The sequence below is a fragment of the Burkholderia sp. L27(2015) genome (assembly GCF_009765705.1).
Classification (GTDB): domain Bacteria; phylum Pseudomonadota; class Gammaproteobacteria; order Burkholderiales; family Burkholderiaceae; genus LMUX01.
The window spans coordinates 159,822-180,702 of record NZ_LMUX01000004.1 but is presented as its reverse complement, the minus strand read 5'-3'; the positions used below and the strand labels follow the sequence as shown (position 1 = coordinate 180,702).

Genomic DNA, 20,881 nt, shown 5'->3' with positions numbered 1-20,881 from the left:
GTCTGAAATGCCTTCCCTCACAACCCCATTTCGTCAGTTGCATAACAATGCCCAACCGCTTCTTCTTCCCAACGCCTGGGATGCCGGCAGCGCTCGACTCTTCGAGAGCGTCGGCGCGTCGGCAATTGCTACGTCCAGCGCGGGTGTTACCTGGGCGTTGGGCTATCCCGACGGTTGGCAGCTCCCCGTGGATGAGGCGATCGGCATCGCCGCTAAGATCGTTCGAGTGCTTAAGGTGCCGCTGTCGGTTGACTTCGAAAATGGCTACTCGGATAGCGCTTTGGCAGTCGCCGAGAATGTAAAACAATTGATCGACCTGGGCGTCGCGGGCATCAACCTCGAAGATGGTCGCGATGCGCCGAGTCAGCTCGCGGCCAAGATCGAGGCGATCAAGAATGCTACCGCTAAGATGGGGGGCGACATTTTTGTGAACGCGCGGTGCGACGTGTTCCTCGCGAACCTCGTCGACAAATCTAAGCTGCTGGAAGAAACCCTCTCGCGTGGCACGCTCTACAGTCAGGCAGGGGCAGACGGATTCTTCGTTCCCGGTATCAATAGACCGGACGACATCAAGGCGATCGTTAGCGGCGTTCCATTGCCGCTCAACGCGATGGCATGGCCCGGTCTAGCGCCCGCGGCAGACCTGGGCGCGTTGGGTGTGCGGCGCCTGAGCGCAGGCTCGGGCATTCCGCAAGTGCTTTGGGGGCAAGCCGAGAAGCTTGCTCGCGCGTTCCTGGAGACAGGCCGTTCGGAGCCGATGTCTGAGGGCGCTATGTCGTACGCTCAGTTGCAGGGCTTGTTCGCTGGTCGTTAATTTAGGTTTTTCGCCATGATCGACTGCGAACGGAACGCAATGAACACCCCACTGTGCGCCACGATTGAACTGCCCTTCAAGCCGCCGTTGGACTGGGCACGCATGCTGCGTTTTTTCGGTGGGCGGTCCACAGCAGGTGTTGAGGCAGTCGAAGATGGGGCGTACCTGCGTGCAATCGAATGGGCCAGCGACGACGGTACCATCGCTGTCCGAAAACACCCGCGCAAGCATAGTCTGGTCGCTACGATCGAAGGCAAGGTCAGTCGTCATGCAGAGGCACTAGCCGCGCCGCTCTCGCGAATGTTCGACCTGCAGACCGATCCGAAGAAAATTGGCAGTTGTCTCACTACGGATCCATGGCTGGCGCCGCTCATAGGCGCAGCACCCGGCTTGCGCGTACCTGGTTCGTGGTCAGGCTACGAACTGGTGGTGCGCACGATAGTCGGCCAGCAAGTCAGCGTGAAGGCGGCGACGACGATCGTCGGCCGCGTGGTCCAGCGCGCCGGTGAGCGCATCGAAGGCCACCCTCACGAAGCGACGGCGTGGCGGTTTCCGACGCCGCAGGCGCTAGCGTCAGCAAACCTTGTGCAGATCGGCATGCCGGGAAAACGTATTGCCGCGCTGCAAGGATTTGCGCAAGCCGTAGCGTCCGGCGACGTTCCGATTGACGGTCCGGACCCCGATGTCCCTGCTCTGCGCAAAGCGCTTCTGGCTTTGCCTGGGATCGGACCGTGGACCGTAGAGTATGTGGCGATGCGCGCATGGCGCGACCCCGACGCGTGGCCGGAAACGGACCTCGTGCTGATGCAAGCAATTGCTGACCGAGATCCGTCCATGGTGCGGGCAGCGCATCAGCGAGCAAGGACGGAGGCTTGGCGTCCTTGGCGTTCATACGCAGCCATGCACCTATGGAATGAATTTGCCGATCGGCTGGGTGTCGCGCGCGGCGGCTGAAAACATGACTGCCTGCGGTGAGGTCACGCCGTCGTGCTCGTCCAAACACCCGAACTGCCACGGCGGTGACTGCCGAGCAGATGCGTGTCAACGATACCTATCGCCTCCATCAACGCGTACATGTTGGTTGGCCCGACAAATTTGAATCCTTGCGCCCGCAGCGCATTACTCAATGCGATCGAATCCTCCGAGGAAGTCGGAATATCGCTGAACACCTTGGGTTCGGGTGTTGTTGCAGGCTTGAACGACCATACAAAATCGACTAGCCCCCCCTCTTCCCGTAAGCGAATAACGCTCAAGGCATTGTTGATCGTCGCCTTGATCTTCGCGACATTGCGGATGATGCCGCTGTCGGACAGCAAGCGTTGGACATCTTCTTCGCTGTATGCCGCGACCGCGTCGGGATCGAAATCATGGAAAGCGGCGCGAAATGCCGGACGTTTTCTAAGGATGGTGGTCCAGGAGAGCCCCCCTTGAAACGCCTCCAAAGAAATCCGTTCGAATATGCCCCGCTCATCGCGTACAGGCATGCCCCATTCGGAATCGTAATAGGCTTTCAGCAGCACATCCTCTGACGCCCATGCCGGTCGTGCCAATCCGTCATCTCCGGCAACGAGGTCCAGAAATTTTGGTGCTGCAACTGCTTTAGCCATCGTTTTCCTTCATAACGTCGCAACCGGTACGATCTGGTTAGCGTTTGGCGAAACTCAGCAAATAATCGCGGTCTTCCTCGCTAAGCGATTGGAGCCACGAATCTTCTTCGCCCGGCTCAGGGAGCACTTGACCATACTCGACCATTTGCGACGGCGGCAATTCCGCGAGATACGCCCAAAGGTAGCGCTTCTCCATCTTGGTGGCCACTGCAATCGAGTTCACTATGTCGTCGAGCAATGCTCGCTTCTGCTCTTTCGTGCGCCCTGCACGGATTTGTCCATGAACGAAAATCTGATCGGTTTCGATGCGCTTGCCGCCCATGAAATGGCATCCCGCCGAAATCTCATTGAAGATAACCTGAGCGAAGAACCCTTGTGCACCGGTCGCTTTGCTATGCGCTCTCGTGATTTCGCTGGCGATGGCTTCCTTGTGCTGCGCGGTCAACCGTCCATGGGTTGCATGTACGACGTAGGTCGGCATGTTGTCTCTCCAAAGGTAAGGATCGTTGTAGACAAATAGAGTTGTACGATCATCTTAGAACAGCGATCGCGAATGACAATCGCTTTTTCGCTGCTGAGTGCCTTCTCATTTTCGCCTCATTTTCTTTTGTCACACTGTACTTAATCCGCGAGCAACGGCGTTCTCCCGCGAAGTCAGTAGCGTTTGGAACTCACGTGAGCCACGGGTTGAAAAGGTAAATTTTCGACGAAAAATTCAATTATTGGAGGGCACCATGATCGCTATTCTTTTCACTACGCTTAGCAACTGGCTCGAACAATCGGAACGCCGCAGGATCGGCCTTTATCTCGGTTCGGCAACCAACCACGCGGAACTCGAGCGTCGCATTCGATCGCTGGACAAGAGCCCGCTTTAAGCCGCCCGGCGACGCCGTCCAAGCGAAACAAGCGCCTCACTGTCGTGCGGAATGAGCTCGTTGCTCAAGCCCCCCCTCGGCGAAGATCAACTTCACTACCGACTTGTAAGATTCGCCGGTGGGGCCGCGCAACGAGCGCAACGGATACCGCTACAAGAGGCTGCTAGCCCTAAGCGACCACCTTGTCCTGCGTCTTGGTTTCGAAATCGGCGGCGTCATGGCGCTCATGCAGTTGACTTGAAGGTTCGCCAAAAACACGATTGACCATCCGCCCGCGGATCGCAGCCGGGCGTTTGCCGATCGCATCGGCCCAGCGCTGCAAGTGCTTATAGTCCTGCACCGCCAGGAACTCGGCCGCCTCGTAAAGCCAGCCCTTGGCCAAGCCACCATACCAAGGCCAGATCGCGATATCGGCGATCGTGTACGCGTCGCCCGCCACGTATTCATTGCGCTCGAGCTGCTTGTCGAGCACATCGAGCTGGCGCTTCGTTTCCATCGCGAACCGGTCGATCGCATATTCGATCTTCGTCGGCGCATACGCGTAGAAATGGCCGAAGCCTCCGCCGAGATAGGGTGCGCTTCCCATTTGCCAGAACAGCCACGACAGGCACTCAGCGCGCGCCTTGGCTTCGGTCGGCAGAAAGGCGCCGAACTTCTCGGCGAGATACAGCAGAATCGAGCCGGACTCGAAGACCCGAATCGGCTCCGGCCCGCTGCGATCCATCAGCGCAGGGATCTTGGAGTTCGGATTCGCCGCCACGAAGCCGCTACCGAACTGGTCGCCATCACCGATCTTGATCAACCAGGCGTCGTACTCCGCACCGTGGTGGCCGAGCGCCAGCAGTTCCTCGAGCATCACCGTGACCTTGACACCGTTGGGCGTTGCCAGCGAATACAGTTGCAGAGGATGGCGGCCGACCGGCAAGTCCTGGTCATGCGTCGAGCCCGAAATCGGGCGATTGATATTCGCGAAGCGACCACCGCTCGCCTTGTTCCAGGTCCAAACGTTCGGCGGTACGTAGTCGGACGAATCGCTCATGTTTAACGCTCCTTGAGTTACGGAATATGTGATTGATGCGAGATTGACAAGTGAGATTAACAAATTAGCGGGGAGGATGCGGTCATAGGGCTGCCGCGGGGGTCTTGGGGGAAGCGCCGTCGCGAGTTCGGCGTAAGACCGGGCTCGATATGACGTGTTACTGCGGGTCGTCGCCGGCCACGGGTCCGGCTGTAGTCCTTCGCCTTCGACAAGCGCGAGCAGGCCACGAACGAACGCATCTACTCGGGACTCTATGTCCTCAGTGCGATAGAGGAGTTTTGCGCGCGCGAGGAAAAATCAAGCGCCTGGTTGATCACCGCCAGCCTATGATGGCTCCCTCGCGCACATGCCGCTGCACAACCACTTCTATGGCTGATACGGCACAAGCTGTCCTTGTTTGAACGTGTGCAGGCTGACGGAAGGCGACTTCAGGTCTCCATTGCTGTCGTATTCATAAACGCCGGCAATGCCGTCGTAGTGGCCACTCGCGATTTGAGGAATGACCTTGGACGGATCCGTCGAGTCAGCCTTTTGCATCGCGTCCGCCAGCATCATCATGCCGTCGTAATATCTGACGGCATCGACGAGCGCATCCGTTTTGTAAGTGGATTTGTATCGGGCGAGAAATGCGCGCCCGGCTTCCGAAGCCGCGAGCGGAGCGTTGCCCTTCGCGCAATAAACGTGGGTTGCCGCGGCCCCGGCCAGTTTCGCCATGTACATCGTGCAGGCCGCGTCGTCCAGGAGCAGGTTGGTCTCTATACCGCGCGAGCGCAGCGCCTTCGCCAGCAGTGCGCCTTGCTGTGCATAACCGCCCAGAAACACCACGTCCGGATTCTTGTCCTTGATGGTATCGATCAGCGGCTTGTAGTTGATCTCGTTTGCGCCAACGTGCAGACGCGCATCGATCTGGATTCCGTCCGCGCCGGCCTCCTTGGCGAACAGATCGGCGATGGGGCCGCCGTATGCGGTGCGATCATCGATCACCACTGCGCTTTTTGCCTGAAGCGTCTGCTTGGCAAAATTACTCAGCGCGCCAATCAACTGATTGGAATTGGTATCGATGCGAAAGATATTATGAAACCCCTGTTGCGTCAGTGACGGGTTGCCGGCTGCCGTCAGCATCGGTATGTTGGCCTTGCTATACACCCTGGAAGCGGGAATGGCGATGCTCGAATTGAATGGTCCGAACACCGCGACCACCTTCGAATCCGCGAATTGCTGCGCCACGCGCATACCAGCCTCGGCCGAAGATTTGTCGTCTTGCGAATCGAGTACGAACTTCAGCCGCTGGTTGTTGATCACCAGCCCTTTCGCATTCAAGTCGGATATTGCCAGGCGCAGGCCATTGTCATTGTCTCTTCCGTCCATCATCTGCGGCCCGCTCAGCGGAGCCGAATGCCCTATCCTGACGATTTTCTGGTCCTGGGCTGTGGCGATGGAGCAGAAAATCAGTAGAAGTCCTGCAAGTACAACGGACGTCGTTTTCATTCCATTCTCTCCTAGCGCAAAGGGCGTTCGAATCGCCCGTTCGATGGTAGCTTCCCGAGCGCGTGTACGTGCCGTGACAACGATTCAGGACGCTGTTCGAGAATTAGGTGATGGAAGTTCCTGGCTCTCCGTGAGGCATGCGAAACAATGCCGAGCGAAGATTCTCTGTCTGCCTGAATTTGAGACGATCAAAGTGTGCCATGCGAGCACACAGAACTCCAGGTTTTTGATGGCTGTCGAGATAGGGGAAACACTGAGGAGCATTTCATGCACTGCGGTCGTCGCTGGTCACGCACAACCCATGGGGTCGCGGAAATTTCTTCATCAGCGATCCGCGGGCATCACTTGCAATAGCGGTTCGGGCGTCACGGCGATGACGCCTGAGAAGGGTCGATCATGCGAAAGGATCAACAACATGGTCGTTGCGAGCCCCGCGGAAAAAATCCCGATTGCCACGGCAGAGGACAATCGGTTCCCACAATGAACGAGCGCGATTGCGAACAGCAGGCAGACGGCCAGAGAGATCAGACATGCCCACTTGAGACCGCTAACTTCGGAGCGACTAACCAGGATACGTTCGCGACGCGCCTCCAGTGCCTTCTCCAGGGACGTCGCCACCTGGCGCTGCGCAATCTGCTGTCCGGGCGTATTTGCCGCCAGGGAAAGCGTGACCTGAAGCGCCTTGTTCAACGAAGGAGGACTGAGTTTCAGTGTCGCCGCTCCTTGCGCCATCATTGGCCATTCGGTATTTATGGCGTACTCGATGTAATCCCGAACCAGCGTTCGCAGCTGGATCTGTGCATCTTCCGGCAAAACGGCAGACAGGATAACGACAGATTTTAGCGCACCGGCTTCCGTGGCGACCGCAACATTGGCGCGCTCCGTATCGTTCCAGACCTGCGTGGCAGTAAACGCGATGAGCAAGCCGAAGATAATACCGATTGGAGACAGCAAACCGGGCGAAACTGCCATCAATGACAGCCTATGCGGACCCGCAGCAAGCCGGTCGGTGACGACGTGAACCGCCGTTGCCGCCAGATATGTCGCACCAAAGGTAACGAGGGCCATTTGCCATAACGGCAGGTTATGCAGCCAGGTACTGGTCATTGGCGCGCCCTCCATGTGCAGAGTCTCGAAAGATTACCACACGACCGAATGACCGAGGCCACCCGTGCGCGCTCCGACATATGTCTGTGCACAGACCTCGCGGAGTCTGCTCAAACACGCCAGTGCATGCGACATACTTTATTGTCGCCCGACAGACTTTAATTGTTCACTTCCAGCCGTGAGCTACCAGGTCGTCTCGCGTTCGGCCGTCGACGAAATGCGATGAAGCGTCAGGTCGGCGCCATTGAACTCGTCTTCCTGATCGAGTCGCAGCCCGACCGTCACCTTGATCAGACCGTACACGCAGGTGCCACCCACTACGGCGACGGCGATCGAGCCCACCGTACCGATCAACTGGGCGACAAACGAAACGCCGCCTATCCCGCCCAGCGCCCGCTGCCCGAAGATGCCGGCCGCGATGCCGCCCCACGCGCCGCATAGTCCATGCAGCGGCCATACACCGAGCACGTCATCGATATGCCATTTGTTTTGGACGAGCGTGAACATGCGAACGAAGAGCACACCGGCAACGCCGCCGACAACCAGTGCGCCGAGCGGATGCATGACATCGGAGCCTGCACACACGGCCACCAGCCCCGCAAGCGGACCGTTGTAGGTGAAGCCAGGATCATTGCGGCCAGCCAGCCATGCGGCCAATGTGCCACCTGCCATTGCCATGAGCGAGTTGACCGCAACCAGTCCGCTGATCTTGTCGATTGTTTGCGCGCTCATCACGTTGAAGCCGAACCAGCCCACGGTAAGCACCCATGCACCCAGCGCGAGGAATGGAATGTTCGACGGCGGATGCGCGGCGACACGCCCGTTTTGATAGCGGCCATGGCGCGCACCCAATAGCAATACAGCCGGCAACGCAACCCAGCCCCCGAACGCGTGCACCACGACGGACCCGGCGAAATCATGAAATGGCGCACCGAACACTTGCGCGATTTCGGCCTGGATGCCAAACCGGCCGTTCCATACGATGCCTTCCAGGAACGGGTAGATGAAACCGACGAGCACAAACGTCGCGAACAATTGCGGATTGAACTTCGCGCGCTCGGCAATACCGCCGGACACGATAGCCGGAACGGCCGCCGCGAACGTCATCAGAAAGAAAAAGCGCACGAGCTGATAACCGTTGTGCTCGGCGATCACATCGGCGCCCTGAAAGAATTGCACGCCGTAGGCAATCGTATAGCCGATGAAAAAGTAAGCGATGGTCGACACGGAAAAGTCGACGAGGATTTTAACTAACGCGTTGACTTGATTCTTGTGACGAACGGTACCGAGCTCCAGAAAAGCGAAACCCACGTGCATCGCAAACACCATCACTGCGCCCAGCAAGAGAAACAACGTATCGGAACCGGATTGCAGAGTTTGCATGATCGAAAATAGGGCAAAAGGCCCATCCGAATGCAAGAATCGGGCCAAAGCGGCGCATTTTATGGATATTACGGTGCATTCGGCGCTTGTATTGCCTTCTTCAGGTGCAGAACCGGGAGACCGAGAAACACCAAAGCCTCATTTAGGTGCTTACTCGCTCGCCGCATGCACAGAAATGAAAATATATGTTCTTTTGTGGTGCACACGGCATCTCTGGGCAAGTGCGCTCGCTATCGCGGAGGAAAGCGGCCGACCAGCATGGCGCGTTTCCAGCCAAAGCCGGCCACTTTGCGATATTCAAAGCCAGCCTCGAGCAGCGCACGTTTCACATCGCCGGCACTAGTGTAGGTCGAGAACGTGGCGCCTTCGCCAGCCAAACCCGCTAGCGATTTGAAGATGGCAGGTGTCCACAGCTCGGGATTTTTTGCCGGCGCGAAGCCGTCGAGATAGAACGCGTCGGCATGCAGCTGGAGTGCGGGCAGCCTATCCGCCGCGTCGCCAAATACCAGCGTCAAGGTGACATTGCCGCCTTCGAATTCGAGACTATGCACGCCAGGTGACAGCGTCGGCCACGCAGTCAGGAGCCGCTCAGCCAGTGTGGCGACTGTGTCGTCATCGACGGTCGTCGCGTACGCGCGACGCAGATCGTCCGCGGAAAACGGATGCTTCTCGATCGACACGAAGTGCAGGTGTTCACAATGCGCACTGTCGCCTCGCCACGCGGCCCATGTCGTCAGGAAGTTGATGCCGATGCCGAAACCGGTTTCCAGAACAGTGAACGCGCGCCGCCCCTGCCATCGTTCGGGCAAACCGTTGCCTTGTAAAAACACGTATCTCGCCTGAGCGAGGGCGCCTACGGCGCTGTGATAAATGTCACCGTAGAGGGGCGAATAGGGTGTGCCGTCGGCGCGGAATGCGACCGTTGCGGGGACGAGCGGATCGGCCATGCCCAACTCCCCCTCGCCCCCGCATCACTCTGCCGGCTCATTGGGCATGCTTATTCTCGGTGTGCTCATCCAGCTCGCTCATTGCCGCTCATTGCCGCTCATTCGGCGTGCTCCCCCAGCGCAATGTCGACCATCATGCTCGCGGCGAGCGACTCAAGCAATGTGCGCAAGCTGTCGATCGAAAGCGCCTCCGGCACCGCGAGAATGGCTTTGACGTTGAACTGATGGCTCGCTGCCGCTGCGCCCACGCGAGCGACGTCGGTAATCAACTCCTCGATGCTGATACCGCGTGCCGACAGATCGGCCGACAAATCCTGCACGATGCCCGGACGATCAGGCCCGCTCAATTCGAGCGTGACGCGGCGCTGGCCCGGTGCCACAGGCGCCGCATCGCTGCGCGCGATCACCACACGCAACCCCGACGCTTCAAGACCGCGCAACGCAGTCGTGAGCGCGTCCGCGTTGCGCTGAGCGACATCGAAATGCACCATGCCGGCGAACTGGCTGCCCAGGCTCGCCATGCGGCTACCGGCCCAGTTGGCGCCGAAACCGCGTGCCCGTTCCGAAAGCATGTTGACGATGCCGGGCCGGTCGGCACCGATGGCCGTCACGACGAGTGACGTGAATGGCCCATTGGACTCCTCGGTCAGTTCGATACTGCGGCGAATAATCGGCGCCCGGGTCGCATAGCGTTCGTCCTGGGCGCTAGCCGGTAATGAGCCATGCTCGCGCGCGTGATGCACGGTGCCGATCAGCAGCGCCAGTCCCATCGGTGCCAGTGCCCGTTCCCACAGCTCACGCGCCGTTTCGCCCTTGCCGACAAAGCACCAGTCCTGAGCGGCAATTGCACCGGCGTCCCAGCCTTGCGCCAAGTGATAGACCGAACCGCCGGCAACGGCATCGCCCTCCAGGATGGTCCACTCGACGGCTGCGATGCCGCGATGACGCGGCAATAGCGAAGGGTGGTACCCCACCCCACCCAGGCGCGAACGCGCCAGCGCCTCATCGCTTACACGCGCATGCGTATGCGCGGCCACGATCAGATCAGTGCCAACGGGGATGGCACTGCCGCTCACGAACTTGGGATTCTCATGGATTACCGTAGGCAACCCTGCCGCACGGCCGGCAAGCGCCAGCCTATCGTCTTCGGCCGGGGCCACCACCCCCGCAATCTCTATGCCGTCCGCCAGGAACGCCTGCAATACCGATGCGCCGAAGTACCGTGATCCTACGATCGTGCATTTCATTCATACGCTCCATGTGCTTGGGGCTGGGTTCGTCTTGATCAGGCGTCGACATCGCCAACATCGTCGACAAAGACGCCATTCTAGCTTCGACCAAGGCGCAATGGCGACGCCATCGGTCGTGGCGGTATCAGTGAGTGCAATCGGTGAACACATCGCCAACCTTGTTAGCACCGCCTCATTTCACTAAACTGGCGGATCGACGCACTATGCAGCGCCACCTTCCCAGTCGTGATGACCAGCCAAACTGACACTCCCGCAACACCCACCACACCCGCTGCTGCGCCCGCGCCCGACTCCACGTACTGGTTGCGTAATGTGTATGTATGCTTGTTCGGTTCGTTCACCACGATAGTCGGCATGACCGTATTGCTGCCGATTCTGCCGCTCTATATCGCCCATCTGGGAGTCAGCTCGCAGGCCGCCATCGTGCAATGGTCGGGGGTGGCGTTCGGCATTACCTTCCTCGCGGCCGCCACCGTGTCGCCGATGTGGGGCACGCTGGCCGATCGCTACGGCCGTAAGCTGATGCTGATACGCGCCAGCCTGGGCATGGCGATCATGATATCGATGATGGGGCTGGCCCAGAACGTGTATCAGTTGGTGTTCTTGCGCTTGCTGGTGGGACTGGCTGGCGGCTATGCCTCGGGCGCGATCATTTTGGTTGCCACGCAAACGCCCAAGGCGCGAGCAGCCTGGGCGCTCGGCACGCTGTCGATCGGCGTGATGGCGGGGAACCTGGTCGGGCCACTGATCGGCGGCGTCCTGCCCGCGCTGATCGGCTTGCGCATGACATTCGTCATGTCGGGCGCGATGATTTTCGTGGCGTTCATCTGCACCACCACGTTGATACGCGAAAGCCAGCCCGTACGCAAAACAGTGCCGGCCTCCGGCGCTACAAAGCGCGCAAGCAGTTGGTCGCAGATTCCCGACCGGCGCCCTGTGTTCGCGATGCTGATGACGGCGCTGCTGTTGATGCTGGCGAATATGTCGATCGAGCCCATCATCACTGTCTATGTGCAGCAACTGAAACTATCGGGGTTCAGCGTGGCGGCGATGGCTGGGCTGGTGATGTCGGCGGCCGCGCTGGGCAGTATTCTTGCCGCGCCGCGCATGGGTAAATTAGCCGATCGCGTCGGACCGTTGAAGGTCGTGATCGTATGCCTTGCGTTGGGCGGCCTGTTGCTGCTGCCGCAGGCTTTCGTCACTACCGGCTGGCAACTCGTGGTGCTGCGCTTCTTGATGGGGCTTGCGTTGGCTGGCCTGTTGCCGTGTATCACCACGCTGATCCGGCATAGCGTGCCGGACACGATCGCGGGCGGCATTCTCGGCTATTCGCAATCCGCGCAATACGCGGGTCAGGTGGTGGGGCCACTCATGGGTGGCTTCATCGGCGCGCACGTGGGCATGCGCGCGGTGTTCTTTATGACCAGTGCGTTGATGTTCGCAGGCGCGTTTTATAGCTATCGCGCAGGCCCGCGGCGTTAGGCTCACTTACATCGCGTTGTGCAGACGCGCGGCCCTTTTGATCGCTTGCGGCGGCTGACCGAAAGTACGGATAAAAGCACGCCGCATACGCTCGGTATCGGCGAAGCCGGTTTGCGTCGCCACCAGCTCCATCGAGTGACGTCCCGCTTCGATCATCGAGCGCGCCGCCTCGACCCGCAGCGTTTCGACCGCTTTGGCCGGCGATTGCCCCGTCTCGACCCGGAAGGCCCGGCTGAACTGACGCGGGCTCAGGTTCGCCGCATCGGCCAGTTGTTCGACCGATAAGTTCTCGCTTAGGTGATTCTTCGCGTAACTCAGCGCGGTCTGGATGCGGTCCGATTTCGGTTCGAGTTCGAGCATTGCCGAAAACTGGGATTGGCCTCCTGTACGGCGATGGTAGACCACCATCTTCTTTGCGACGGTACGCGAAACCTCGGCGCCGAGGTCGCTTTCCACCAACGCCAGACATAGATCGATGCAGGCCGTCATGCCGGCCGAAGTCCATACCGATCCGTCGACGATAAAAATACGATCCTCGTCCATTTTCACCTTGGGGAACTGCCGCTGCAGATCACGCGCATACGCCCAGTGCGTGGTGGCGCGACGGCCGTCGAGTATCCCGGCCTCGGCCAGGATATAGGCGCCCGTGCAGATGCTTGCGGTGCGCCGCGATGCCGTCAGCACCTCGTTCAGAAATTTGAGCAGCCCGGGCGTCGATGGCGCAACCTGCATTGCCCCAGTCACGATCACCGTATCGAATACCGGACTTTCGAAACGCTCGGTCTCGATCCGTACCCCCGAAGAGCTGCATACCGAACCACCATGCTCGGAAAGCATGCGGACTTGATATGCCGGTTCGCCCCCTGCCTGATTGGCTACCTCGAAAATCGACGCCGCCACCAGATCGAGGATCTGAAAGCCCGGAAACACAACAATCCCGATTTGTCTCATGTTGTCTCAAAAGGAGGGTTATATGTCATTCAGGACGTACGATACTTCCATAGAATTCATTCGTCAACTACCCAAGCCGAAACGCCGACGCGCCAACTTTTACGCTTCGGTCCTCGCACCGGTCGATCCGGGACGATCTTCGGTTCACTTACGATCATACGATTGAGGACTCAGAAAATGAACACGCAAGCCAAGCAAGGCACCGCTCTTATTACCGGCGCATCGACGGGCATAGGCGCCATTTACGCTGACCGTCTGGCACGCCGCGGTTACGACTTGATTCTCGTGGCTCGCGACCAGGCCCGCCTGGACACACTGGCTGGGCGCCTCGCCGCCGAAACCGGCCGTAAAGTGTCGGTGCTCGCTGCTGACCTTACGGACAAAGCCGATTTGCGCCGCGTCGAAGAACGTCTGCGCTCGGATTCGTCCATCACCACGCTGGTCAATAACGCCGGCTTCGGCGCTACCAAGCCGCTGTTCGAGACGGATATCGATAGGCTCGAAACCATGATTGCCTTGAATGTCACGGCGCTCACCCGCTTGACCAGCGCAGTGGTTCCCGGTTTGATCGAACGCGGCAACGGGCTGATTATCAACATCGCATCCATCGCCGCGCTCGCCCCCGAGATATTGAACGGTACCTACGCCGGTTCGAAGGCTTACGTGCTGACTTTCACGCAATCGCTGCATCATGAATTGGCAAACAAGGGGATACGGGTGCAAGCCGTGCTGCCGGGCGCGACCAGCAGCGAGTTCTGGGACCGTGCAGGGGTGCCCATCGCTTATCTGCCCACGCAGATCGTGATGTCGCCGGACGACATGGTCGACGCGGCACTGGCCGGTCTCGACCAGAACGAACTGGTCACGATCCCGTCGTTGCCGGACGCTGCCGATTTCACGACCTTCGATAACGCGCGTCGGGCGCTTGGGCCGAATCTGTCGCGTAGTCAGGCGGCGGACCGCTATAAGATTGGGGCGTCGCAAAACGCCTGAAGGGTCTGAAGAAGGCTGGAAAGACCTGACAGTTGGGCTTGTAAGGCCTGCGGGGCTTCAGGAAGCTGGGACGCCAACGGCGGGGCTGCGGCATCGACGATGCTCGCAGCCCCTACTGCATATACTGGACGTCGCGCTCGCGCACCTGAATGAACAAGCCAACGTCGCCCAACGCTTCGGCAAAGCGCCAGATCGTTTTGGTCACACCGCTCAAAGCCGGCACTTCCAGCCATCCGCCCAACAACGCTATCGTTTCGTCGAAACGCGAGCGTTGCAGCAAGCCGATCGCTTGCAGTATGGTCGCCTCGTCTTTAGCGAGCGCCGGGCAGCAACGGCAGCGCATATCGAGTGGGCGCGGCGAAACGTAAAGCAGCGAGCGCAAGAGCGTGTCGAAGCACTCCATCGCGTCCACGCCCATACCGGCGCCGAGCAAGGCTTCGCGCCAGTCGAGCTTGCCTTCGACCGCCGAGCATTGCGGCCGTAGCCACGCACGCAAAGCGGCCAGTACGATCAACTCGGGGCCGTTGTGACGATACAGGATGGTTTCGTCGAACGGGTCGACATCGCGGCTGGGCTGTTGTTCGGTATACATGGCTACTCCTGAAATAGCTTGGCGTGAACGTATGGTGCCAAGATTCCATTCTAATTGCAAATGATTCTCATTTGCAATGCAGCCATTCACGAATTTTTGTCCTCGATGGCGTGGGCATCGACGCCTGCTTCAATACCTCGTTTCCCGACCTTCGCCGCCTCCAACGAGTTTTGCCTCACCGGGTCGACTCACCGGGTCGACTCACCGCGTCGACTCACCATATCGATGATTCCACCCAATTTTCTGACCAGCCCGTCGATGTCTTGCGCCGGCACCCCGGCATAACCGAGCATGAAACCGTTGTAATGCCCGTTCGACGTTCCAGGCAGGCAATAGGTGCTGATCGGCTGTAGCACCATGCCCTGCGCGAGTGCGGCGCGGCTGACTTGCGTGTCTGCAATCGGCAAGTTCAAGCGCGCCGACAAATGCATGCCGCCTGCGCCTCCCGATACCGTAACTATCTGACTCAGGTGCCGTTCGAGCGCTTCGAGCAGCGCATCGCGCCGTTGCGCATAGAGCTTGCGCATGCGCCGCAGATGGCCCGCGAACAAACCGCTGTCGATGAATTCGGTCAGCGCGATCTGATCCGCCAAGCGCCCGCGTCGGCCGATTTCGCCCAGCGTTCTAGCCAACGGCGCAGCCAGGTTGCGCGGCACCACCATGAACGCAAGCCGCAGCGCCGGAAACAGCGTCTTGCTGAAGGTACCGAGGTAAATCACTGGCGCATCGGCCACCAAACCTTGCACCGCGGACAACGGCGGCCCGTCGCGGCGGAACTCGCTGTCGTAATCGTCTTCGATAATCCACGCACCCGCCGCGCGCGCGCCTTCGAGCAACTGCAAGCGGCGTTCAAGACTGAGCACCGAGCCGAGCGGATATTGGTGCGACGGCGTGACGTAGATTAATTTGGGGCGAGTTTCCCGCCATTGCTCAGCATCGGGCGCCATACCGTCGGCATCGACCGGAACCGGTACGACTTGCAAGCCTGCCGATTGAAACGCCGAGCGCGCGCCGCCGTAACCGGGGTTTTCCAGCCAGGCGTAGTCGCCGCTGTCGGCCAGTACCCTTGCGCAAAGGTCCAGGCTGGATTGGGTGCCGTCGGTGATGAACACCTGATCGAGCGTACATCGCACGCCTCGCGAGACCTTGAGGTATTCGGCAATCGCCAACCTCAGCGGCGCGTGCCCCTGTGCATGCCCATAGCCGAGATGCTGCGCGCCCAGGGTGCGCAGCGCCCGCTCCATACACATACGCCATTGCGATAAGGGAAACTCGCTGAGCGCCGGCACACCGGAGCGAAACGGCAGCATGTCATCGAGCACGTTGCGTTCGCGCTGCAAGCCGCGCACCCGCTCGGCCAATTGCGGTTCGCGCTCGGCGGCCGGGGCTAACCCCTGCGTCGGCGGCAAACCCACGCGTGCAACCACGGTTCCGTGTCGCGTCGTGATGACAAAGCCTTCGTCCGTAAGCCGCTCATAGGCATAGATCACGGAATTGCGCGCCATCCTCAATTCGTCCGCGAGTGCGCGCGTCGCCATCAAGCGCGTGCCCGATGCGATCTTGCCACCCAGGATCGCCTGGCGCAGACACTCGTAAAGCTTGCGTTGCCGGGTCAGCTTGCGACCATGCAGTTCGTTTTCAAACGCGGAAAACAGAAAGCCGTAGTCCATATCGTGGCTCTATAGAGTGGATTCCAAGTGGATCTATTTATAGTGCCACAAAAGGCTTAATTTATAGCCTGATCCTTTCCTGATATTGCCTGCGAGATTGCCATCATGACCCCTGTCGTACGAAAAATCGAAGCATGGGACGAAGCGCGCTGGCGCACGCTGTGGGACGGCTACACGCGCTTTTATGAAAGAGAGCCCAACGAAGCGCTGACGCGCTCGACCTGGAGCCGCCTGATGGATCCGGCCAGCCCGATCCACGGCATCGTCGCGGAGCATCGTGATGCGGGCGTGGTCGGCATGGCCAACTACGTCATACACGAAAGCACTTCGACGCTCACGCCGGTGTGCTATTTGCAGGATCTGTTCGTCGCGCCGGAGCTGCGCGCGGGCGGCGTGGGCCAGCAATTGATCGACTGGCTGGTGGCGCAGATGAGCGCACAAAACTGGGCACGCGTGTATTGGAACACCCGCGAAACCAACTACCGGGCGCGCGGCCTCTACGACAAATACACCCCGCACAGCGGCTTCATCCGATACAACCTGAACCGCGCCGATATCGATCCCAACCCCGACCCCGACGCAACGCCGAATTGACTCTCGCTGGCTGCATTGCGGGTGCAGACGCAGTTTCTTTCAATGTTGTACTGCGATCCATTGCGTCTGCACGCTGCCGCATCGGCTGATCCGTCAAAGCAGTGTTCGTACCGCGCGAGCACCATGCCCCATTCAGTTCACCAAGCCGGTCGACAACCACGGCACCGCCGCGATCACAATCAACGCGACCAGCAGCGCACCCAAATGCAGCCAGACACGGCCGATCACGCGCTCCGGCGCAGTGCGACCGATCGCACAGGCCGTGTAGAAGCCCACGCCAAACGGTGGTGCGAAAAGTCCCAGGCCCATCGCGAACACAATCACCATGCCGTAGTGCACTTCGTCGATGCCGGCAATGCGCGCAACCGGAAACAACATCGGTCCGAACAACACAATCGCGGGGATGCCTTCGAGCAAACTGCCCAGCACAATGAACGCCAGCACCGAGACGGCCATGAAGCCCCACTTCCCGCCCGGTATCGAGGTCATCGCCTGCACCAGTCGTATCGACAAGCCCGATTGCGTCAAGGCCAATGCCATCGCCGTGGCGCAACCTACGATGAGCAGAATGGCGCCTGACAGCGCAACGGTATCGACCAGAATCGGATAGACGCGCCGCCAATCGAAACGCCGGTAGATGAATAGCCCGACCAGCATTGCATAGACGATGCCTATGGTCGAGACCTCGGTCGCCGTCGCCACGCCTTCGACCACCAGCGTGCGTATCAAGAACGGCAATGCCAAGGCAGGTAGCGCAATCACAAACGAACGCGCGATTTCCGCACGCGAGGCGCGCGGTTTTTCAGTCTGCCGCGTTTCAGGCCGCTGCTTTTCAGTCTTCTCTTGGACCGATGGCGTGCTGCGCGTCTGGAAAAACACCACCACACTCAACGCCACCATCCCCACCAGCGCCGGCAGCAAGCCGCCCTTGAACAACGCGGCAATCGATACGCCTGTCACCGAACCCATCGTAATCAACACCAGGCTTGGCGGTATCGTTTCCGACATCGCGCAGGAGGCCGATAGCAACGCCACAAGATCGGCATCGCGCGCGCCGCGCTCGCGCATTTCCTTCATCAGCGCGGGCGCGACGGCCGCCATATCGGCCGCTTTCGAGCCCGAGATTCCGGACACCAAGTAGATCGAGCCCAGCAGCACGTACTCGAGACCGCCACGTACATGGCCGAGCAGAGACAGCAGGAAATTGATCATGGCGCGCGCCATGCCGGTCATCTCGATCAGGCCGCCCAGGAATACGAACAGTGGCACCGCCAGCAAGATCAACGACGACATGCCCTCGTCCATGCGACCGGCGACGATAGACAAGGGCTTGCCGGTGCACAAGGCCAGATACGCGATGGTCGCGATGCCGAACGAAAACGCAATCGGCACGCCGATGGCGACGCAAAATCCGAGCAACACCACGAAGAAAATCAGCAGGTTGTACTGGCCGAGCCCAGCGAACACCGGCTTAAGCAGCCACCCGCCAAGCGCCACCAGCAAGAGCAAAACTGCGACACCCAGCACTTGCCGCACCGTGGCATGCCGCCATACGTCGCACACGGCCGAGATCAACATCAGCGCGGCCCCCACCGCCAGCGCCGCACCCTGAAAGGCATACGAGATCTCGAGGTCCGGCGTCGTGACCATGAGCTGCGTCATGCAATGCTGATAAGCCGGGCCGATAAACATCAGCAGGAACACGATCACGATGCCGGAGGCCAGCGTCTGCAGCCACGCAAGCGCCGTGGGTTGCAGCAACGAGGCGAACAAGGTCAAGCGCATATGGGTGCCGCGCCGCAACGCCACGACGGCGCCCAGCATGGCAAGCCAGATCAGCACCAGGGTAGAGAGCTCGTCGGTCCAGGTCAGCGGCGCATCGAAGCCATAGCGCGCGATCACGCCGGCCAGCAGGATCACGATCTCCGCGACCAGCAGCACGACGGCCGGCAGCTCAGTGAGCCAGCCGAGTGCCGCATCGAGTTTGGCGTAACGGGCCGACACGGCGGGTTCGCTTGCGCTATGGCTGGGCGTCATGACAGGTCCGAAGGGTCATTACTACCGTTGTTACTATTGCGCTCAAGCACCAAGCGGGCCGGTGTATTTCTCCAGCGCAGCCCAGGGCTGAGCGCCGAACTTCGCCTTCCAGTTGCGGTAATAGCCCGCTGCCGCCAGCGCATTCCTGAACGCCACGCGATCCGGCGTGTTGAAGACGATGCCCTTGGCCTGCAAGGTGGAAACCGCATCGGCCTGGGCCTTGGCGAACAAGACACGCTGCTTGGTAACGGCGGCATCGAAATGACGTGTGATGATCGCTTTAATCGGATCGGGGAAGGCGTTCCAGGTCTGTTTGTTACTCAGTACCCACATGCCGTCCCAGCTATGTCCGGTACGTGAACAGTATTTCTGCACTTCGTAGACCTTGGTCGCTTCGATATTGACGAGCGAATTTTCCATGCCGTCGGCAATACGGGTCTGCAGTGCCGAATAGGTTTCTCCGAGGTTGATGGTGGTGGGCGAGGCGCCCAATCCGCTGAACAGCGAAGTCAGCAGCGGGCTGGGCGGAACGCGTATCTTCAGGCCCTTGAGGTCGCTCACCTGAGCGATCGGACGCGTACCGCAGATGATGTCGCGAAAGCCGTTATCCATCGTCTTGAACGCGACGATGCCAAGCTTGTCGAGGATCGTGCGTGTCATCGCGCCCAGTTCGCCGTCGTCGAGCGCGGGCCACAAGGTATCGTAGTTCTTGAACGCGAATGCGGTGCCGGGGATGCCGATCGCCGGCACCAAGGTCTGCAGCGAGCTGACCGAGAGATTCGCGAACTCAAGCGCACCTGAGCGCATCTGCGATTGCATATCGATTTCGCTGCCGAGCTGGCTGCTGGGGTAGAACTTGATGTCTACCTTACCCGCCGTGTCCTTGCGAATCGCGTCGCACGCCTCGGCCAGGCAGATCGAGGCGGGATGCGCCGCCGGCAGCACCGAGCCCATACTCATGGTTTGCGCACCGCTGCCCTGGGCAAACACGCTGCGGCCCGCAGCCGCGGCACTCAAGGCGGTGCCCAATGCGATCTTGCCGAAACTCCTACGGGTTAAGCTCATGTAGCGATCTCCTGTTGTCGGTTTTTTTTGAGTGAAATTTATTCTATTCACACTTGTACGGGCCGGCAATCGGACAACACCCTACTATTGCGCGCATCGTGGTTCGCCAGCGCCGCGCGTGCATGCTGGCTCCTTCGGTAGCCCCTCGCGTGGTGCTTTATGGCGCGGCTTCATTGAGGTAACTTCGTGAGGTACCTTCCGTAACGTAACTTCGGTCCATCCCCCTTATTGACGAGAATCACATGCCATCGCTCACCAACGCTTTCGGACAACCCATAGGCACACCCCTGACCGATTGGACCACTCGCGCCGAACCGCCGCGCACGCCCATCGACGGGCAGTACTGCCGCATCGAGCCCGTCGATCCCGACCGTCATGCCCAGGATCTCTTCGAGGCCTACAGCGAAGCGCCTGATGAGCGCGACTGGACCTACCTGAATGTCGGCCCGTTCACGGACCCCGCCGTCTTCCGCGCTCATCTCGAACGTATGGCGGCGAGCAACGATCCCCTGCATCACGCGATCATCGACCGGGCGAGCGGTCGGGCAGTCGGCACCTTTGCGCTGATGCGCATAGACCGCGCCAATGGCGTCATCGAGGTCGGACACGTCACGTACTCAAAGCGCCTGCAGCGCACGGCTGCGGGCACCGAGGCGATGTTCCTGCTCATGCAGCGCGTGTTCGACGAACTCGGCTACCGGCGTTTCGAATGGAAATGCGACAACCTCAACGGTCCGTCTCGAGCTGCCGCCGCTCGATATGGATTTCAGTTCGAGGGGGTTTTTCGGCAGGCGATCGTCTATAAAAACCGTAGCCGTGACACCGCGTGGTTTTCGATTATCGACGGCGAGTGGGCCGCATTGTGGACAGCGTATCGGGCGTGGCTGGCTGCGGAGAATTTCGATGCGGCTGGGCGGCAGATCAAGCGCTTGGCCGATATGATCGCGAGCAGATAACGAAGCCGGACGGGCGTATTTCCAAACCAGT

19 protein-coding genes and 1 pseudogene are annotated in these 20,881 nt (G+C 59.9%); 7 read left to right on the top strand and 13 right to left on the bottom strand.

From position 1 onward, the window contains the following. Window positions 1-7 precede the first annotated feature (7 nt). Window positions 8-814: an isocitrate lyase/phosphoenolpyruvate mutase family protein gene (locus GSQ77_RS01285; protein ID WP_158898232.1), complete on the top strand. Its 807-nt coding sequence runs from the start codon at window positions 8-10 to the stop codon at window positions 812-814. Between the two features lie 39 nt (window positions 815-853). Then, complete coding sequence (locus GSQ77_RS01280; protein ID WP_158898230.1) at window positions 854-1,768, top strand: DNA-3-methyladenine glycosylase; 915 nt, start codon at window positions 854-856, stop codon at window positions 1,766-1,768. 23 nt (window positions 1,769-1,791) lie between these two features. On the opposite strand, the gene GSQ77_RS01275 is transcribed toward GSQ77_RS01280, so the two are convergent. Both GSQ77_RS01275 and GSQ77_RS01270 read right to left on the bottom strand, forming a co-directional pair. Then, window positions 1,792-2,421 carry a DNA-3-methyladenine glycosylase I gene (locus GSQ77_RS01275; protein ID WP_158898228.1) on the bottom strand — a complete coding sequence of 210 codons (630 nt, stop codon included), beginning with the start codon at window positions 2,419-2,421 and terminating at the stop codon, window positions 1,792-1,794. A 37-nt stretch (window positions 2,422-2,458) separates the two neighbouring features. Next, window positions 2,459-2,902, bottom strand: coding sequence for a tautomerase family protein (locus GSQ77_RS01270; protein ID WP_158898226.1), 444 nt, complete (start codon window positions 2,900-2,902; stop codon window positions 2,459-2,461). A gap of 253 nt (window positions 2,903-3,155) precedes the next feature. Between GSQ77_RS01270 and GSQ77_RS01265 the strand changes: the two genes are divergently transcribed. Further along, window positions 3,156-3,296, top strand: a complete 141-nt coding sequence (locus GSQ77_RS01265; protein ID WP_158898224.1) for a DUF3563 family protein — start codon at window positions 3,156-3,158, stop codon at window positions 3,294-3,296. A 169-nt stretch (window positions 3,297-3,465) separates the two neighbouring features. Here GSQ77_RS01265 and yghU read toward each other — a convergent pair whose 3' ends face one another. From yghU to GSQ77_RS01235, 6 genes and pseudogenes are all read right to left on the bottom strand, one after another. Next, entirely contained in the window at window positions 3,466-4,335 is an 870-nt protein-coding gene (gene yghU, locus GSQ77_RS01260; protein ID WP_158898222.1) for a glutathione-dependent disulfide-bond oxidoreductase, read from the bottom strand. 366 nt (window positions 4,336-4,701) lie between these two features. Next, complete coding sequence (locus tag GSQ77_RS01255) at window positions 4,702-5,823, bottom strand: branched-chain amino acid ABC transporter substrate-binding protein (protein ID WP_158898220.1); 1,122 nt, start codon at window positions 5,821-5,823, stop codon at window positions 4,702-4,704. A 324-nt stretch (window positions 5,824-6,147) separates the two neighbouring features. Beyond that, entirely contained in the window at window positions 6,148-6,930 is a 783-nt protein-coding gene (locus tag GSQ77_RS01250) for a DUF4239 domain-containing protein (RefSeq protein WP_158898218.1), read from the bottom strand. Window positions 6,931-7,113: 183 nt separating this feature from the next. Then, window positions 7,114-8,313, bottom strand: coding sequence for an ammonium transporter (locus GSQ77_RS01245; protein ID WP_158898216.1), 1,200 nt, complete (start codon window positions 8,311-8,313; stop codon window positions 7,114-7,116). Window positions 8,314-8,546: 233 nt separating this feature from the next. Beyond that, window positions 8,547-9,260: pseudogene (mnmD, locus tag GSQ77_RS01240) on the bottom strand (tRNA (5-methylaminomethyl-2-thiouridine)(34)-methyltransferase MnmD); the annotation flags it as partial. A 98-nt stretch (window positions 9,261-9,358) separates the two neighbouring features. Continuing rightward, window positions 9,359-10,507, bottom strand: coding sequence for a formyltransferase family protein (locus tag GSQ77_RS01235; RefSeq protein ID WP_158898212.1), 1,149 nt, complete (start codon window positions 10,505-10,507; stop codon window positions 9,359-9,361). 231 nt (window positions 10,508-10,738) lie between these two features. On the opposite strand from GSQ77_RS01235, the gene GSQ77_RS01230 reads away from it, so the two are divergent. Then, window positions 10,739-11,992 carry an MFS transporter gene (locus tag GSQ77_RS01230; RefSeq protein WP_158898210.1) on the top strand — a complete coding sequence of 418 codons (1,254 nt, stop codon included), beginning with the start codon at window positions 10,739-10,741 and terminating at the stop codon, window positions 11,990-11,992. A gap of 6 nt (window positions 11,993-11,998) precedes the next feature. On the opposite strand, the gene GSQ77_RS01225 is transcribed toward GSQ77_RS01230, so the two are convergent. After that, a complete protein-coding gene (locus tag GSQ77_RS01225; RefSeq protein WP_158898208.1) occupies window positions 11,999-12,943 on the bottom strand; it encodes a GlxA family transcriptional regulator in 945 nt (314 codons plus the stop codon). A gap of 177 nt (window positions 12,944-13,120) precedes the next feature. Here GSQ77_RS01225 and GSQ77_RS01220 point away from each other — a divergent pair, with 177 nt between their 5' ends. Continuing rightward, window positions 13,121-13,936 (top strand): SDR family oxidoreductase, encoded by an 816-nt coding sequence (locus GSQ77_RS01220; RefSeq protein WP_158898206.1) that lies wholly within the window; start codon window positions 13,121-13,123, stop codon window positions 13,934-13,936. Between the two features lie 112 nt (window positions 13,937-14,048). Here the strand turns inward: GSQ77_RS01220 and GSQ77_RS01215 are convergent, their stop codons facing one another. Together GSQ77_RS01215 and GSQ77_RS01210 are read right to left on the bottom strand one after the other, a co-directional pair. Continuing rightward, window positions 14,049-14,528: a hypothetical protein gene (locus tag GSQ77_RS01215; protein ID WP_158898204.1), complete on the bottom strand. Its 480-nt coding sequence runs from the start codon at window positions 14,526-14,528 to the stop codon at window positions 14,049-14,051. Window positions 14,529-14,716: 188 nt separating this feature from the next. Further along, window positions 14,717-16,198, bottom strand: coding sequence for a PLP-dependent aminotransferase family protein (locus GSQ77_RS01210; protein WP_158898202.1), 1,482 nt, complete (start codon window positions 16,196-16,198; stop codon window positions 14,717-14,719). A gap of 105 nt (window positions 16,199-16,303) precedes the next feature. Between GSQ77_RS01210 and GSQ77_RS01205 the strand changes: the two genes are divergently transcribed. Continuing rightward, window positions 16,304-16,792 carry an N-acetyltransferase gene (locus tag GSQ77_RS01205; protein WP_158898200.1) on the top strand — a complete coding sequence of 163 codons (489 nt, stop codon included), beginning with the start codon at window positions 16,304-16,306 and terminating at the stop codon, window positions 16,790-16,792. A 132-nt stretch (window positions 16,793-16,924) separates the two neighbouring features. Here the strand turns inward: GSQ77_RS01205 and GSQ77_RS01200 are convergent, their stop codons facing one another. Then, window positions 16,925-18,829: a TRAP transporter large permease subunit gene (locus GSQ77_RS01200; protein WP_158898198.1), complete on the bottom strand. Its 1,905-nt coding sequence runs from the start codon at window positions 18,827-18,829 to the stop codon at window positions 16,925-16,927. Between the two features lie 42 nt (window positions 18,830-18,871). Beyond that, window positions 18,872-19,894, bottom strand: a complete 1,023-nt coding sequence (locus tag GSQ77_RS01195) for a TRAP transporter substrate-binding protein (RefSeq protein ID WP_216854833.1) — start codon at window positions 19,892-19,894, stop codon at window positions 18,872-18,874. Window positions 19,895-20,136: 242 nt separating this feature from the next. Between GSQ77_RS01195 and GSQ77_RS01190 the strand changes: the two genes are divergently transcribed. Beyond that, on the top strand, window positions 20,137-20,850 hold the full coding sequence (locus GSQ77_RS01190) for a GNAT family N-acetyltransferase (protein WP_158898196.1): 714 nt from the start codon (window positions 20,137-20,139) through the stop codon (window positions 20,848-20,850). The last annotated feature ends 31 nt before the right edge of the window (window positions 20,851-20,881 follow it).

Excerpts from the sequence above, each read along its gene's own strand:
- GSQ77_RS01285 (WP_158898232.1), top strand. The coding sequence starts at position 8 with ATGCCTTCCCTCACAACCCCATTTCGTCAGTTGCATAACAATGCCCAA.
- GSQ77_RS01280 (WP_158898230.1), top strand. The coding sequence starts at position 854 with ATGAACACCCCACTGTGCGCCACGATTGAACTGCCCTTCAAGCCGCCG.
- GSQ77_RS01275 (WP_158898228.1), bottom strand. The coding sequence starts at position 2,421 with ATGGCTAAAGCAGTTGCAGCACCAAAATTTCTGGACCTCGTTGCCGGA.
- GSQ77_RS01270 (WP_158898226.1), bottom strand. The coding sequence starts at position 2,902 with ATGCCGACCTACGTCGTACATGCAACCCATGGACGGTTGACCGCGCAG.
- GSQ77_RS01265 (WP_158898224.1), top strand. The coding sequence starts at position 3,156 with ATGATCGCTATTCTTTTCACTACGCTTAGCAACTGGCTCGAACAATCG.
- yghU (WP_158898222.1), bottom strand. The coding sequence starts at position 4,335 with ATGAGCGATTCGTCCGACTACGTACCGCCGAACGTTTGGACCTGGAAC.
- GSQ77_RS01255 (WP_158898220.1), bottom strand. The coding sequence starts at position 5,823 with ATGAAAACGACGTCCGTTGTACTTGCAGGACTTCTACTGATTTTCTGC.
- GSQ77_RS01250 (WP_158898218.1), bottom strand. The coding sequence starts at position 6,930 with ATGACCAGTACCTGGCTGCATAACCTGCCGTTATGGCAAATGGCCCTC.
- GSQ77_RS01245 (WP_158898216.1), bottom strand. The coding sequence starts at position 8,313 with ATGCAAACTCTGCAATCCGGTTCCGATACGTTGTTTCTCTTGCTGGGC.
- GSQ77_RS01235 (WP_158898212.1), bottom strand. The coding sequence starts at position 10,507 with ATGAAATGCACGATCGTAGGATCACGGTACTTCGGCGCATCGGTATTG.
- GSQ77_RS01230 (WP_158898210.1), top strand. The coding sequence starts at position 10,739 with ATGACCAGCCAAACTGACACTCCCGCAACACCCACCACACCCGCTGCT.
- GSQ77_RS01225 (WP_158898208.1), bottom strand. The coding sequence starts at position 12,943 with ATGAGACAAATCGGGATTGTTGTGTTTCCGGGCTTTCAGATCCTCGAT.
- GSQ77_RS01220 (WP_158898206.1), top strand. The coding sequence starts at position 13,121 with ATGAACACGCAAGCCAAGCAAGGCACCGCTCTTATTACCGGCGCATCG.
- GSQ77_RS01215 (WP_158898204.1), bottom strand. The coding sequence starts at position 14,528 with ATGTATACCGAACAACAGCCCAGCCGCGATGTCGACCCGTTCGACGAA.
- GSQ77_RS01210 (WP_158898202.1), bottom strand. The coding sequence starts at position 16,198 with ATGGACTACGGCTTTCTGTTTTCCGCGTTTGAAAACGAACTGCATGGT.
- GSQ77_RS01205 (WP_158898200.1), top strand. The coding sequence starts at position 16,304 with ATGACCCCTGTCGTACGAAAAATCGAAGCATGGGACGAAGCGCGCTGG.
- GSQ77_RS01200 (WP_158898198.1), bottom strand. The coding sequence starts at position 18,829 with ATGACGCCCAGCCATAGCGCAAGCGAACCCGCCGTGTCGGCCCGTTAC.
- GSQ77_RS01195 (WP_216854833.1), bottom strand. The coding sequence starts at position 19,894 with ATGAGCTTAACCCGTAGGAGTTTCGGCAAGATCGCATTGGGCACCGCC.
- GSQ77_RS01190 (WP_158898196.1), top strand. The coding sequence starts at position 20,137 with ATGCCATCGCTCACCAACGCTTTCGGACAACCCATAGGCACACCCCTG.